Origin of the sequence: Sphingobacterium sp. InxBP1 (genome assembly GCF_026191775.1) — a bacterium.
GTDB classification, from domain to species: domain Bacteria; phylum Bacteroidota; class Bacteroidia; order Sphingobacteriales; family Sphingobacteriaceae; genus Sphingobacterium; species Sphingobacterium thalpophilum.
Genome location: NZ_JAINDX010000038.1, coordinates 254,811 through 269,613 on the forward strand (window position 1 = coordinate 254,811; position 14,803 = coordinate 269,613).

Sequence of the window (14,803 nt, forward strand, 5' to 3'; positions counted from 1 at the left end):
TTTTACCGAGCTGCCGGAACTGACGTCATTTCCTCCAGCCTCCCCCCTCCCCCCTTCTCCATTCACCAAAAAGCCCATTGATCGGCACACGCGAGAGCATATACTACCCCTCCGTAGCCCTGATATGCGATCTATCTTTGTCCTGAAGCGTACGAGAAGTAGAAGCTGACGCTTAAACAGGCCGCTGTACCGGGAGATGGATCAGGTACAGCGCCCTGTTACTGAAACTGACAAAGCGATTATAGCGACAACAATATACAGGCTATGGAATACAATAAGACTACAAACCACTTACATCGGCTGCTCCGTGCGGGGATGCTCCTATTTTGGGTCTATGTGGGCATGGACAAGATCTGGCAGCTGGACGCTTTCCGGATTGCCCTGGAGCAGCAGCCCGTGATCAGCCCGCTTGCCCCCCTGCTCTTTTGGCTGCTTCCGGTAGTCGAGATCGGTATTGGACTACTGCTGGCGGTACCGTCACGCACACTGCAGGTCCGGGGATGGCAGGCCTCCACGCTGCTGATTGCCATCTTTACCCTGTACATCGGTCTGGGCGTGCTGGATGTCTATGCCCAGAAGCCCTGCATGTGCACCAGTTTTCTGAGCCGCATCAGCTGGGGCAGCCACCTGCTGGTCAATGTCGGCCTGCTGGGCCTATCCATACTTGGATGGAAGATGCGGCTATCACCTATGCTGAAAGGCAGCAGCACATTAGCGGCGGGGACCGACATTGCACTTGCGCTTATCGGCATTGTGTCGATCGGCATTTTGACCTACAGGAGTACACCTATGGCGAGGACTGATCTATGGCATCTACCGGACAGCCTCTACCAAGTGCCCGAACACTACAACGTCAGTAGGCCTATAGTAGGCAGCCTGACATTCAGATACGACCGGTACTGCGGACGGTACCGGCAAATATTCACTAGAGGTATGCAAGCCAGCAATTTCACTAATCAATTAATGGCTTGCCATACAGAAAGGAGAAAGCGCAATGCTTACCAAATTTCTAAACAATTATGGCTACATGATATTAGGAGGAGCCATGATTATCGGTTTCTCGGCATTTAAAGGTGCTGAGGCTTATGCAGGAAAGAAGTTAGATCCTGTGACTATTTACTTCCATGGTGATCCAAAAGATGCGTCTCAAGTCGCTGATGAATCACGCTGGACAACTACTCCCAATGATGAGGACTGTAATAGTGCAAACGTTATGGCTTGCTCACAGGTTGTAGATGAATCCGATCTGAATTCTTCAGATCAGCTGAATCCGGCAAAGATTCAGTTAGGTGCTACGGCAACGTCTGGTGGAAACCATATCCCATCTAGGACTGGTGGTAGCAGCACAACACCATTTACTCCGATCAATAGGGGATAAATGAAAGAAGGGATAGTCTGACCAGACTATCCCTTCACTCTTTTTATCTACATTTTTTTATTTCGGATTTTGCTGTATTCCCGCCAATCTAACGATATCTTCAGGAAGAGGAAGTGCATAAGCGTTAGAATTTGGCTGTAAAACAATCAATTGCCCATTTAGTTCTCTTGCTATTAAGACTTCTCTTCCCTCTGCATTCAGCCGTTTAAGGTCCATCCATCTCAGCCCCCTAAAAAGTAATTCCTTTCTTCGTTCTTTTAAGATTAAAGCTAGTGCTTCTGTTTGATCTTTTATGACATGAGGAATAAATGTACCCACTTTATACCTGTACTTGAGCAGATAGTTTAAGTCCGCTATTCCTGTATCTACATCCCCCATTCTCACGCTGCATTCGGCACGTATAAGATAGAGCTCGTCTGTTGCTATTCCTGAAAATAGTTTTGAAGCGTCCGCATAACTTCCTCTGAAAGTAGCCGTTCCGTCAGCAGCTACTTTAAAGTAAGCTAATTTCCGAAGATCATTGCTTTCATAAGAACGATAAAGGAGCGTATCCGTCAATGCTCGCGAACTTGTCAAATTGATACTTGTCAATAGTTCAGCATAAAATAAAGTTTCTTTATTAAAAATCGTAAATGGGTAGGACGCCGTCATCTTTACTTCAGATAAGTTATTAAAATCAAGCAGATCAGCATTGTATTTTAGGGCTAGATCAACATAATAATGGGCCGAATCATATACCTGCATCGAAAGGTAAGCACGAGCCAATGTAGCATAAGCAGCATACTTATTGGGACGCATTACATGACTAGTTTTCTCAGGCAGCATACCACTACATTCTTTCAGGTCTCCAATTACTTTTTCATAACACTCCCCTATTGAAGACCGATACGATGGCTCATGAAAATCCGAACTGTTCCGCAACACAATGCCCATATCTGCTTTTGAACCTTGCGTGTATGCTTTTGAATAGGTCCATAATAACGCCAGATATTGGCTAGCTCGATAAAATTTAGCAGAAGCATAAATGGCGTCATATTGGTTAGCATTGATATCATTTCGATTGATTTTCCTTATACGGTCCAACACGAGGTTACTATTGTAAACAGTGTTGTAAGAGGAGGACCAGTCATTTCCATAATTCATATGATAATTTTGCCAAATATAGGTCTGTTGACCATAGTCAATTAATGCATCATATATAGATTGATTCAGGTAATAGTCATCTGCCGAAGCTTCGCCAAAAGAAGGGAACCTCAGATTCATGATCTGGCTATCATCCAATAGCTTTTGTAAGTCGTCCAAGCTATTGGGTACAGCCAAACCATAGTTTGACTGTACATCCAGATATTTTTTACAAGCGGACAAGGTGAAAACGAATACGCCTATCCACATCATTTTAACAAATCTTTTCATCATTATTGTCCTAAGCTTAATAATCAATTTTTAATCCGACTGAAAATGTTTTCGGTGGACTAATTCGGTATGGGAACTCCGGATCAAGACCAATCTTGTTTGCGCGCCATATTACTCCTAGATTAGCCACATTTGCCGAAAGCCCCATATTAAATGTGCGATTTCTGACAGCATACTTACCCTGCCAGGTCAGGGAAACATATTCCAGCCTCAGATGGTCTCCTTTATAAACATTGATATCCGCATATTGATAGAATGCATCTGCCATTGATTTTATAGGATATTTCATACCAGGAACATGCGTGCGCTGTTCATCCCCCGGCTGCTGCCACCGCTGATCAAAATCCGGGTAAGCCGTGCCGTTGGCAAACAGCGAAAAATAGGATGTAACGGGACGCCTGACGTAATAATCACCCTTATAACTTATATTGAAAGAAAACATTAAAGACTTCCAAGCGAGCGTATTGATTATATTCCCGAAGACCTGAGGTTTAGAGGATCCAAAATAGACGATACTTTCGTTTCCTTCCGGCGATGCATTGGCCTGATTGCGTATCGCTGTATAGTCTGTACTTAGCTGTCCATACAGTAGGCCCTGTCCTTCACCAAATTCGTTTAACCCCATCCATTTATAGGCCGCCAAAGCGTTCAGCGGTTTACCGACGATCGGTGTGATGGTATTTCCACTCGAGAGAAAGGATGTGACACTGTTTTGCAGATTGTAATATTGCGTTGTTTTATTTCTATTCAGGCTTAATATCATTCGGGTATCCCAATTGATCTTTCCACTTATATTTTTTGAATTTAAGTCAATGTCAATTCCTTGTCCTTGCATTGCTGCTACATTTTTAACGACTGTTCCTTGTAAGCCCCATGCTGTATAATCGTATTCGCTCTGTCCATATAAATCTTTACCTTTTTTCACATAGTAATCAATACGACCTGACCATCTTCCCCTACTTAATGAAAAGTCCAGTCCCAGGTTAGTTGTTGCCACTCTTTCCCATTTCAGTAAGGGATCATTCAAAGTACTGATCTGGTACATTGGATAATTAGTATAGGTTGCCGAACCGATATACGCAATTGGATCAGGTGATCGTCGTAAATCTACATTGCCGCTTGTTCCATAGGTTGTCCTCAATTTCAGATAGTCAAACAGCGCAAGCTTAAAGAAAGACTCTTTATGCAGCTCCCAAGACCCACCCACAGACCAGAGTGGCGACCATTTATCATTGGTCGATGCACCAAAGATATTAGCCCCGTCTCTACGTAAACTCATGGACAAACCGTAACGGTCCATAAAACGATTGCTTATATTGGTATAAAGCGAAACGAATCGATTTACATTTTTAAAAAATTGGGGCGCTCCCGGTATCCGACTTTTGCCATCATCTGGCAAGGTTGGAAAACGGCTTACAAAATCTACCGAAGTACTTGACATCGGCAACTCATTATATCCGTAGGCCGTATAAGAATTTGTGTTAGACATGTTTTCCCGCACCTCTCCACCAAGAATACCCACCAGCATATGCCGACCAATAGATTTGTTAAAATCAATTTGACCACGCATGGTATAAGACCTACCCTCAGCAGCTGAATAGCGTTTAATACCACCCAGTGGAATATTATATTTTGTAGGTGTAATACCCGTACCTATTATGGTAAACTGATTGATCCATTTTCGCGCTTCATAACTTTCCAAAGTATTCAGCTCGTTATTTTCTATACGTTGCTGCTGAATCTGCCCGCCAACACTCAAGTGAAGATATGGCAATACCTTATATTTAAGATTCAGGGTCGAAAACCACTCATTATTCTGCCGCCGGTCTGTCGCATATCTGTATTCCGACAATGGATAGTAATCCCAAGGTAGATAACCATCCGTATAATTGTCTTTCAAGTAACTACTCCTATACTCCCTTTCAAATGGGATTTCAGTTCCATCTTCATTTAGAAATTGAAGATATGGAACCTGCGTACTACTGTAGCCCAACGATGTGAATTCGGGTCTGCCATTTCTGCTGTCCTGATTGGTATATAACACCTGGAGGTCTAACTGTATATTGTCCGTAGGTCTGAAACTATTAGACAATTGAATATTAATCTTTCTATCAAAAGCCCCCAGTTCGGATTTATTCCCAGTATATCCAACGCCAAACCCATAGGAATTGCGTGTCCCCCCGCCCGATATATTCAAGGCGTGCTGATTCACAATTGGCACATTATAAAAAGCGTCCATATAGTTTTGTCGTCCATTTTGCTCCATAAGGCGAGCTATAGCACTGGCCGAATCCGCAGGCGAAATAAGGTTTCGCTTACGTCTATCCAGTAGGTCGATCACCGGCGACTGTGCAAGATACGGTTGGTATAACAATTCCGAATCGTAATACCCCTGTTCAAAGAGATATTTTTCTAGCGCTATAAAATCAGCATTTTGAGGCTGATAAATTTTATTCAGATCGCTATTTTCCTTCAGTATTATTGTATTTGAGAGTGTTATTTTTGTCTTCTGCTCTTTGGAAAAAGCGCCCTTTTTCGAAGTCATGACGATAACACCGTTCCCCGCACGCGCTCCCCATATTGCGCTCGCCGCAGCATCTTTCAAGATAGATACACTCTCAATGTTATTAGGATCAATATTACTGATATCGCCTTCATAGATAAAACCGTCGAGCACAATGAGCGGATCCAAATTTCCATTTATCGTGCTCAGTCCCCTTACGGAAATATTCAGTTTCTGTAGGTCGGCATTTTGAATCGGCTGATTGTCGAAACGAATTGCTGTTGTCATGTTATTGAGCCTATCCAAAATATTAATTCCCACCTGCTGATTGAGCATCGTATTATCTACCACATCAATAGCACCTGTCACCTCATTGGCTTTCAATGTCTGATAACCTGTACTGACAATAGCCTCTTCAAGATAAGTCTCTTTGACAGAAAGGGCTAACACCCTATTCTTCTCAAAAAAACCGGCTGCTACTGTCCTATCTAGATAACCAATACAACTGACCAATAAAGAATCTTTTACACTTCCTACCTGAATAGCGAATTTTCCTTTTAACGAACTTGCTGCCTGATTATGCAACGTTTTGTTTCGTATGGACGCACCCACCAGCTCCTTTCCACTATTTGCTGAAACAATTGTACCCTGTATCCATATTTTTTCCTGAGCCTTGCTCATAAAAAACAATACGCTTGTTAAAAGCGCTGTCAACCACACTTTCATTACTTCGTATTTTGTGTAGATACTGCATAGAAATAGGGATATTCACCGTTGTATTGTGTTGGCGTCAGCTTTATGCCATACTGTTCGAGCGCAGCTATTTTCTCTTCGACAGAAAGTTCAAGAAAGTTTCCCGCCAGACGCAGATCAATCCGTTCGGCACTTTTACTCTCAAAAATTACCGGCTTATCCAGAATAGACCTAATGAAACTAATTACGCCATTTAGGGGTACATTCTGCATGATCAAAAATTCATTTCCCTTATCCACGCTATTGATATACATTCCGCCTTTGGTTTTCCATAGCGGACGTGATGCATCTAGCGAAAGCCTATAAGCGGCAACAGTACCTTTTTTCCGCTCAGCAGCAACATGAAACCGTTCAATCAATGCCTTTCTGAAATAATCGAATGCTAACTCTTGTGTTATGCTATCACGCATATACAACTGATACCAAAATTGTCCTTTTGTTGTTTTAAAATCGTATATGAGATTGATAAATTCCTTATTGATCCGATCGTCAAAGACGAAAAGGCTCGATTGTGACCCTTCGAAGACATCCGGAAAAGCCAGCTGATAGCAGGTATTGAGAAAGTAATTGCCCACCTGAAACAGTGAATTGCCTTTGCTATAAACCACAGCTGGATAAACGCCAAGATAATTCTCCCGATAACCGGACATCACCGAGCAAAATAGAAGCCCCGTTGTATCCACTAAAGGCGATGTGTTTATTCGTTCGGGATTTTTGATTTCCGATTTCTCAATAAATCTGTTTGAAATTCCCGTTTTTAAAAAATCCCCGATAATATCCTCCGTTATGGAGCCCGCAAATGAATTAAGGACAAATTGTCCTTTTGGATCAATTATGGCTATTGTAGGTAATGTGTTGTGGGGAAAAAGAGATGTAAATAACGTATCGTCAAGTGTAGTCGGCAAAACGGGGGTGTAATTAAAATCCTCTTTATATTTTTTAAAACGCTTATTTATCCTTTCAGGCGTATCCTTATTGCGCTTGCTGTTGACCATGACAACTTGTACCTTATCCTTAAAGCGCTGTTGGACCAACTCCATGTCCGGGATCCCCTCGATGCAGCTCGGGCAACCTGTCGACCAAAAATCCAACAAAATCAGCTTCCCTTTCAGCTCAGCGAACTTAATTGTTTTCTTTTTGCCATTGAAATAGTTCAGCTCAAGCGGCCGATTCCATACCGCATCGGGAATCTTGTCCCCCGGTTTTAGCGCAACTAGATCAGATAGCCCATCCGCCCCGCTGTCCTTGCGGTGCGTCTGAGCCGATAAACTAAACATAGAAACTAAAAACACACATGCCAATGACATGCGAAAAGCCTTTCTATAGCCACCAAATTGCCCGACGCATTTTAAAACGTTGTGAGTATTCAATTTCTTTTGAACGGCCAAAGACTCGTCATTAACCATCAAGACTCGACAGAGCGTCTGTAAACCACTAAATTTCAAACGGTACGCATCAGCTCTGCTTACCGATCGGCGACACACTACTGGTAAAGAAGATTCGGATCCTGTACGCAGCCTATACCCAAGCTTCACCAGAAAGCTACCGAAAGCATGTACCTGTTTAGTACCTCTTTGGTATATCTCCAGTAGCTTTTTGGTAGCTCTTCGGTACCTTTTTAGTACCTTTTCCGTACACTCCCGGTAGCTTAATGGTATACTTAAGTACCGACCAACTCCTGACCAACTTCGGCCGTTCATCGGGTTTTCATCGGGACGGCATCGGGATTTCATCGAGTCCACCCGAAGAAATCCCGATGAAAAATGCATGCAGGACCGATGGCCCGCCCGAACAAGGGCAGAACTTAGGGCGAAGTTGGTCAGAAGAAAGGCAGAAGAGCCCCTCTTATTCCAGCAATTTCGTCGCACCAAACAAGTACTTTTGAAGTACGTTTTTCCTTTGTAAATCTGCTTACGCAACAGTTGCGTAAATAGTACTATATCTGTGCTATATGTGTGCTTAACGAGTGCTTGAAATATACAGGTTATATAGCCCCTTAAAAAGGCTAGAAATTTTAGCGTATTCATAATTTAGTTTGTTAGTGGTTTTGAGATAGCTGATAAAAAAAATCATAGATTTCCTTACTACTTTCAAGTTCACAAGCAATAAACCTGTTACTCCGTTGAAAGGAGATTTCAATTCCCGACAGATCGATCCGCTGGTAATGGACGATAAAATAGGCCATCAGCATTCGAAACAGGGCAATAGTGAAATGATGTACATCAGCTGTACTGATCGCAGGATTTACCTCCCTTTCCCTGTCCAGGTAAATCGCTAGGAGTTCGACCATATGGTTGCGGCAGCTATCCATATCATAGCGGCCCCAGAACTCCTTAATACATACTACTGGGTCGTACTCCAGATGATGGATCTCATACATCGCCATATCAATGGCGACCAATTTTTGAAAAAGCTCTCTCATTTTTGTGGCTTTTGAGGGCGTGTGATGGTTTAGGCCCTTTGAAAAAAGAATCAAAAAAATCCCCTATTGGATCAAAAAGCCCAATAAATCACACTGTTAAAAAATTAATTAACTGAACCTCAGAATGCCGTTTTACTCTTTATTACAGGTTATTTTATATGGTTCGTCACGGTCATCCATAATAATAGAAAGTACCGACCCTTTGTTGTGTTACAACAATATTTTACACAGAAATTTGTCTCCAACGAAAAGTTTGACTAAATTTAAGCTGCGAAACAATTATTTAGTACAAGCCATCTTCATTGCCTTCAATTTCTATTTTAATGTATTGATGCGTAGGGTCGGTGGCAGACACGTTTGGAGGGAAGACCCTATTCTTTTTGGATAGCATATGTCCGAGCCATTTTTTATTGACTCCTCTCCTTTCACGTGCTGTGTATTTGATAAACCTAATCCGGCGCGCGGATTAAATTTTTGAAATGCTGTTTAGCGGAATACCGAGTAAACCGATCCTTGATCTGATACTGGTGTGTTAGAATTTTAATTGGTGTCGTTCTCATAATTCTTTGATTATTTAAGAACAACGTTTCCAGAAAGTATAAACCACCTATACAAACAAGGGGTGGCTTGCACTTTAGACCCACGGGTGACTAGCCCATTCGTCTATGTCTCGAGAGACATTTTGACTCAGCCATCTAAAGTATACGCAAGACCACCCACATGCTTTATTGACAAAAGTAGTAAAACTTTTTAAGCATGAGGCGATCTTAACGGTTCCCCCGATGGAATTTTAGTCGTTTGTGGGTCGAGAAAACATCGTTCAATATGGCTCATAGCCGTATTGTCTAATCGCTAAACAAATATACAAAATTGTTTCCAATAATTCAAAATAAAAATAACAGAAACCATGAAATCTTTAATAATATGGATGAGAAGGCACTGCTTACAATAGAGATTGAAAATTTTGCGGAATACGTTAAAGGTAGAAAAATTAAATCTGGGTTGCCAATTGGCGGTTTTGCAGATATGGTTGACGTAGCAAAAGGTGAAATAAGCAAAATAATAAATAAAAAAAAGAAAGGCGTTTCGATTCATTCTTTCTATAAAATTGCTGTACACTCGGGAGATATTATCGAAAATGTTATCCAAGCCGTATATACTCATAGAAATTTAGAGCTAAAAACCGGAGAAAAAGTTGAAGAAAGAAGCAACTTTGGGATTTTCATGAGAGATGAGGTTGAGGTTGAAGGCCAGAACGGTTTTGATTTTATTTTGAACAGAACAGGAATCGATAAGAAGAGACTAACTGACATATATTACAACGGTGGTTCACCAGAGCCTTATGAACTCATCCTCATTGAAAAAGCTACTGGAAGAGAAACAGGAGAACTAATGAAAAAATTTGTAACCAAGTATCCGATTAAGAAGAGAGGAGTATAATAACTGTAAATCTCGATACATTTGAGTTATTACTAACAAATAAAGAACGATTATAAAATATTTCGAAGGTTGTACGCCAATTATATTCATCTTTTCACCCCAAGTGAAATTGAACCTATTGAATAGTATGAAAATAACAAAATTAACGATAACCAATTTTAGGCTATTGGAAGATGTAACAATTAATATTGAAGATGATATTACATTAGTTGTTGGAAAAAACAATTCTGGTAAGACATCTTTATTTGAAATCGTAAATCTATTTTTTGACACCAAGAACAGAATTTCTTTCCATGACTTTTCTTTAAACAGCTATCCGAAATTTAAGGAATGCTATCGAATTTATATGGAAGAGTTACTTACGGAAACCATTCAGGATAGAATTGATGATATCGAAAAGAGTATAATTAATTCCATACCTAGGATTACTTTAAGCATAAATATTGAATATGATAAATTAAATGACTCACTTATTAATATCAGTGACTTTATTTCGGATCTAGATGATAGTAAAACTGATGCTACTTTATTATTTAAATATGAACCTAATGACACATTTAACCTATTTAAATCATTTGATAACCGTCCTATAAAAGATGTTGGTTTGATAGAATGGTTAAATGAAAACATTTCAAACCATTATACAATTCGAGTTTTCGGAGGTGATAATCTAATAGAGGAAAGTGTATATAGCAAGATTAAATCAATAATAACCTTTCAGACGATTCAAGCATCAAGAAGGCTCGATGATACCAAATCAGATACTAATAGAACGTTGGCCACAGGTTTTGCAGAGTATTATAAAAACATTAATTCAGATGCCAACACCGATGTTGAGAACCTGAAAAGCACCCTTGCAGAAGCATCTAGTGAATTAGATCAAAAATATGAAGTGGTTTTAGAAACTATTCTTGATAAATTAAAATCATTTGGAGTAGATAAACAGATTAATATTCCTGATATAATATTACGTTCTAAATTTGACCCAGAAAATATTATTAAAAATAACATTAAATATTTCTATATAAGTGGTGGGATTGAACTTCCCGAGAATTATAATGGCTTAGGTTACAGTAATTTGATTTATTTGGTATTGAAAGTTGTTTCATTTATTGAGGATTTCAAAAAGAAAAAAGCTAATAATGCTACCGAAATCCTAACAATTATGATTGAGGAGCCGGAAGCTCATCTTCACCCTCAGATGCAACAAGTTTTCGTTGAACAAATTCGCGAAACTATCAATAACGCTCGTATTCATGATCAAATTCTAGTTCAAATAATTATGAGTACACACTCGTCTCATATGATTGCAGAAGCTGGATTAAATGTCAGTAGGAGCTTTGAAAGAATTCGCTATTTTAATAGATATAACAGTGAGGGTAAAACGATTGTCGAAGTTAAAGATTTTAACGACTTTAAACATAAAGAAACAAACAAAGATACCTTTCGATTTTTAAAACAATATCTTAACCTCCATAAATGCGATTTATTCTTTGCTGATAAAGTAATCATGGTTGAAGGTATTACGGAAAAATTACTAATGCCTCTATTTATAAAAAAAGCTGCAAAACGTCTTGAAAATGAATATGTTTCTATTATTGAAGTCGGTGGAGCATATTCTCATAAATTTAAAGAATTTTTTAAGTTCTTAAATACTAAAGTTTTAATTGTCACAGATATCGATTCTATAGACGAAAACGATGAACAAAGCTGTCATGTTTTAAAACCTAATGCGAAAACCAGTAATTACACTTTATCCAATTGGCTACCTAATAAAGAGAAAATACACGATTTATTAGCTTTAAAATTCGAGGATAAATTGGATGAATCCAAAACAATTAGAGTTGCATTTCAAATAGCAGAACAAGGAGAACAATTCGTAGCAAGGAGCTTAGAAAATGCAATTATCAATTGTAATCAGAGCTTCTTTAAGGCTAAATATAAATATGTGGACGAAAATAATAAAGAGCAAGAAAAGGATGTTCACAGTTGCTTTGGGTATAAAAAGTTAAGAAATTTAGATGAACTAATATATTTAGACACAAATCGTAACCAATCAGAAGTAGAGCCATCTTCTGTTCAAAAAACAAATTTCACATTTGATTTAATGACATTTGATGAAAGTAACTCAGGATTATATTGGAATGTTCCAAAATACATTAAAGAAGCATTGGAGTGGTTGGCAGACAATGAGCATATAAAATCCAATTAATAAGATATTATGCAAGCAATTGAAGAAATAATCTCTTGTATAGAAAGCAAACAGAGCTATGTAGTTGAAGCGGGAGCTGGATCCGGTAAGACATATGCACTTATTCAAACTCTGAGACATTTGATAGAAAATCAGGCCGAAAAGTTGAGAAATGGGAGGCAGAAAATCATCTGTATCACATATACAAATGTAGCAAAGAATGAGATTATAAAAAGAATTGAGTATAATGAACTTGTGAATGTCTTTACAATTCACGAGTTTCTATGGCAATGCATAAAACAATTTCAAAAACAATTAAAAATACAACTATGCCAGCTTAATGAAATTAGATTAAGAGAAGACATCTTGAAAGGTAAAGCCTCTAAATATATAAGTAATCTAAATGAACGTATCGATTCTATAAGTGCGATATTTTATAATGATTCTTCCTTCCGTGACTTTGAACGTGGAGAAATACACCACGATGACGTTATTGAATTGTCAAAAATGATTTTTGACAATTATTCTTTAATTTCCTCTATTACAGCACAGAAATATCCTTTTATACTAATTGATGAGTATCAAGATACTTCGATCGAAACGATAAGTTTATTACTTAAAAATCTAGTGAACCACAATAAAGGAAAAATTGTTCTAGGTTTTTATGGCGACTCCCATCAAAAAATTTATGATAGCGGCATAGGTGATCTTGAAGCATATTACTATGGAGACAACCCTATTCTCCGATTAATAAAAAAAGAAGAAAATTATAGATCGTCAAAAGCAGTAGTAAAATTTTTAAATAACTTTCGATCCAATATTCAACAGATACCTAAAAGAGAAAATTGCGGATCGGTCAAATTTGTCTATTGGAAGAATCATCCCGAAAAAGAAAAAAAGGAAAAAGTAAAAGATTTTGAAGACTCATTAAAACCAATAAAAAATAGTTTCTATGATAAGCTTCTAAAAAAATTAGAGAAAAATGGATGGAATTTCAACCCTAAAAGTAAAGATAAGATACTGGTGTTAGCAAATAGTAGAATTGCTGAAAGAGCTGGTTTTTCCGGATTGTATACCATCTTTTCAAACAGAAACAGTCTGACAGTAAAGGATAATCTATTAGACAGAAATCATATTTTGATTAAACTATTTTGTGGCTATATTGATAAAAAATCATCAGAGGAGAGAAAAATTGGATTAGAGCACCTAATGGATTATTGGACATCTAAAAACCACAATGAAGCCATCAGATTTATTAGAAAAAATGGTACTTTTTTAAATGATTTTAAGCATTACAAGAAGAAAGAAATTTCCACTTTTCTAGATGATTTAGCTATCAACAGAGAAAATAGCAAGATTAGCGATGTACTAGAATCGGCTATAGAAAAGGAAATATTATTTTCCAAAAATTATTACATATTCTTAGAAAGAATAAATCAAGATATAACTAAACTAGATCAAGGAAACCTAGAGCGAATTGAAAAAGATAAAACTCTGTATAATTCCTTTTTAGAATTACCATACCGCGAAATACTAAATTTTTGGAAACATACCCAAAACGAAACTATATTTTCAACAAAACACGGTACAAAGGGAGATCAGTACAGAAACGTTCTAACTGTTATAGATGATACAGAGTGGAAAAGCGAGTATAATTTTAATAATTTTTTTAACAATACTGATGACAGCGAAAAAAGAACCCTTAGAACGAGAAATCTGTTTTATGTTGAATGCTCTAGAGCTGAAGATCAATTAGTAGTATTAATGTTATCTAAGATAGATAACATTGCTCTTAAAAGAGTAACAAACTGGTTTGGGGAAGGAAATGTAATTGACGTCGAAGACTTTATCAAAGAATAAACTATATCATGAAAATAGCAATATTGGGCTGGGGGTCACTAATTTGGCAACCGAAAAATTTAGATTTTGACAAAGAACTGGATTGGAACAGTGGAGGCCCTTACCTACCCCTTGAGTTTTCCAGAATATCTGAAGATGGCAGATTAACTCTTGTTATAGACCCAAAGGCAAAAGAAGTTCAAACTTTATTCTCGATTTCGACACATTCAATCCTAAAAGACGCTATTTTAAACCTAGCTGTCAGGGAAGGCAGTAACGTAAATACAATTGGATATTACGAGAAATCGAATGATACTTTCTCCCCTACTAATTTCACTTGGCAAAAACAAATTAAACAATGGATAGACCAAACCGACATCGACGCGGTAATATGGACTAATCTTTCCATAAAATTTAAATATAAAATCAACCTATCGCACAATGAAGAAAATGTAATCAAGTACCTGGAATCGTTACCTGAAGATAAAAGGATGATAGCACAGGAGTATATACGAAAAGCGCCACGTCAGATCCAAACAACAATAAGAAATGCAATAGAGAAAAGGTTAGGGTGGACAACAATATAAACTTAAGGTCAATAAAAAATCCGACAAACAATATCTAGGTATCTTTAGCCTACCGATTAAAAAATATTTAAAATTGAATTAATAGCTTTTGAATTAAAAAAAATATCAGGGGACTTCGGTATACAAATACGAGGAAGAGAAATCAGGAGCTCGAGACAAGACATATGATTTACTTATTGAAATTGTAGCAAACAAATAATCTTTACACTATCTGCTCCACGTGTAATATTATACAAACAAGCTGATGAAGACCTAACTTTTTAAATAATTTTGAAAT

The 14,803-nt window shown here is 38.1% G+C and carries 11 protein-coding genes; 7 read left to right on the top strand and 4 right to left on the bottom strand.

Annotation, left to right across the window (positions count from 1 at the left end; all coding sequences use genetic code 11):
- Positions 1-264: 264 nt before the first annotated feature.
- On the top strand, positions 265-1,071 hold the full coding sequence (locus K7A41_RS02855; protein ID WP_265712531.1) for a MauE/DoxX family redox-associated membrane protein: 807 nt from the start codon (positions 265-267) through the stop codon (positions 1,069-1,071).
- Positions 1,028-1,378, top strand: a complete 351-nt coding sequence (locus K7A41_RS02860; RefSeq protein ID WP_265712532.1) for a hypothetical protein — start codon at positions 1,028-1,030, stop codon at positions 1,376-1,378. The genes K7A41_RS02855 and K7A41_RS02860 overlap by 44 nt, the downstream gene beginning before the upstream one ends.
- 57 nt (positions 1,379-1,435) lie before the next feature.
- Here the strand turns inward: K7A41_RS02860 and K7A41_RS02865 are convergent, their stop codons facing one another.
- The 3 genes from K7A41_RS02865 to K7A41_RS02875 are packed head-to-tail and all read right to left on the bottom strand — an operon-like array spanning position 1,436 to position 7,324.
- Positions 1,436-2,794 carry a RagB/SusD family nutrient uptake outer membrane protein gene (locus tag K7A41_RS02865; RefSeq protein ID WP_265712533.1) on the bottom strand — a complete coding sequence of 453 codons (1,359 nt, stop codon included), beginning with the start codon at positions 2,792-2,794 and terminating at the stop codon, positions 1,436-1,438.
- 13 nt (positions 2,795-2,807) lie between these two features.
- Positions 2,808-6,020, bottom strand: coding sequence for a SusC/RagA family TonB-linked outer membrane protein (locus K7A41_RS02870; protein ID WP_265712535.1), 3,213 nt, complete (start codon positions 6,018-6,020; stop codon positions 2,808-2,810).
- Positions 6,020-7,324 carry a TlpA family protein disulfide reductase gene (locus tag K7A41_RS02875; protein ID WP_265712536.1) on the bottom strand — a complete coding sequence of 435 codons (1,305 nt, stop codon included), beginning with the start codon at positions 7,322-7,324 and terminating at the stop codon, positions 6,020-6,022. Before K7A41_RS02875 ends, K7A41_RS02870 begins: the two co-directional genes overlap by 1 nt.
- Before the next feature lie 374 nt (positions 7,325-7,698).
- Here K7A41_RS02875 and K7A41_RS02880 point away from each other — a divergent pair, with 374 nt between their 5' ends.
- Positions 7,699-7,932 (top strand): hypothetical protein, encoded by a 234-nt coding sequence (locus tag K7A41_RS02880; protein WP_265712537.1) that lies wholly within the window; start codon positions 7,699-7,701, stop codon positions 7,930-7,932.
- A gap of 153 nt (positions 7,933-8,085) precedes the next feature.
- Here K7A41_RS02880 and K7A41_RS02885 read toward each other — a convergent pair whose 3' ends face one another.
- Positions 8,086-8,469 carry a hypothetical protein gene (locus K7A41_RS02885; protein WP_265712538.1) on the bottom strand — a complete coding sequence of 128 codons (384 nt, stop codon included), beginning with the start codon at positions 8,467-8,469 and terminating at the stop codon, positions 8,086-8,088.
- Positions 8,470-9,393: 924 nt separating this feature from the next.
- Here K7A41_RS02885 and K7A41_RS02890 point away from each other — a divergent pair.
- The 4 genes from K7A41_RS02890 (at position 9,394) to K7A41_RS02905 (ending at position 14,526) form a co-directional block, all read left to right on the top strand.
- On the top strand, positions 9,394-9,909 hold the full coding sequence (locus K7A41_RS02890; protein WP_265712539.1) for a hypothetical protein: 516 nt from the start codon (positions 9,394-9,396) through the stop codon (positions 9,907-9,909).
- A gap of 127 nt (positions 9,910-10,036) precedes the next feature.
- Positions 10,037-12,121 (top strand): ATP-dependent nuclease, encoded by a 2,085-nt coding sequence (locus K7A41_RS02895; RefSeq protein ID WP_265712540.1) that lies wholly within the window; start codon positions 10,037-10,039, stop codon positions 12,119-12,121.
- Positions 12,122-12,130: 9 nt separating this feature from the next.
- Positions 12,131-13,960, top strand: coding sequence for a UvrD-helicase domain-containing protein (locus tag K7A41_RS02900; protein WP_265712541.1), 1,830 nt, complete (start codon positions 12,131-12,133; stop codon positions 13,958-13,960).
- An 8-nt stretch (positions 13,961-13,968) separates the two neighbouring features.
- Positions 13,969-14,526 carry a hypothetical protein gene (locus tag K7A41_RS02905; RefSeq protein WP_265712542.1) on the top strand — a complete coding sequence of 186 codons (558 nt, stop codon included), beginning with the start codon at positions 13,969-13,971 and terminating at the stop codon, positions 14,524-14,526.
- Positions 14,527-14,803 lie beyond the last annotated feature (277 nt).

What these genes read in the sequence shown, in the direction of transcription:
- K7A41_RS02860 (WP_265712532.1), top strand. Translation starts at nt 1,028, where the DNA reads ATGATATTAGGAGGAGCCATGATTATCGGTTTCTCGGCATTTAAAGGT.
- K7A41_RS02900 (WP_265712541.1), top strand. Translation starts at nt 12,131, where the DNA reads ATGCAAGCAATTGAAGAAATAATCTCTTGTATAGAAAGCAAACAGAGC.
- K7A41_RS02885 (WP_265712538.1), bottom strand. Translation starts at nt 8,469, where the DNA reads ATGAGAGAGCTTTTTCAAAAATTGGTCGCCATTGATATGGCGATGTAT.
- K7A41_RS02895 (WP_265712540.1), top strand. Translation starts at nt 10,037, where the DNA reads ATGAAAATAACAAAATTAACGATAACCAATTTTAGGCTATTGGAAGAT.
- K7A41_RS02865 (WP_265712533.1), bottom strand. Translation starts at nt 2,794, where the DNA reads ATGATGAAAAGATTTGTTAAAATGATGTGGATAGGCGTATTCGTTTTC.
- K7A41_RS02905 (WP_265712542.1), top strand. Translation starts at nt 13,969, where the DNA reads ATGAAAATAGCAATATTGGGCTGGGGGTCACTAATTTGGCAACCGAAA.
- K7A41_RS02890 (WP_265712539.1), top strand. Translation starts at nt 9,394, where the DNA reads ATGGATGAGAAGGCACTGCTTACAATAGAGATTGAAAATTTTGCGGAA.
- K7A41_RS02855 (WP_265712531.1), top strand. Translation starts at nt 265, where the DNA reads ATGGAATACAATAAGACTACAAACCACTTACATCGGCTGCTCCGTGCG.
- K7A41_RS02870 (WP_265712535.1), bottom strand. Translation starts at nt 6,020, where the DNA reads ATGAAAGTGTGGTTGACAGCGCTTTTAACAAGCGTATTGTTTTTTATG.
- K7A41_RS02875 (WP_265712536.1), bottom strand. Translation starts at nt 7,324, where the DNA reads ATGTTTAGTTTATCGGCTCAGACGCACCGCAAGGACAGCGGGGCGGAT.
- K7A41_RS02880 (WP_265712537.1), top strand. Translation starts at nt 7,699, where the DNA reads ATGGTATACTTAAGTACCGACCAACTCCTGACCAACTTCGGCCGTTCA.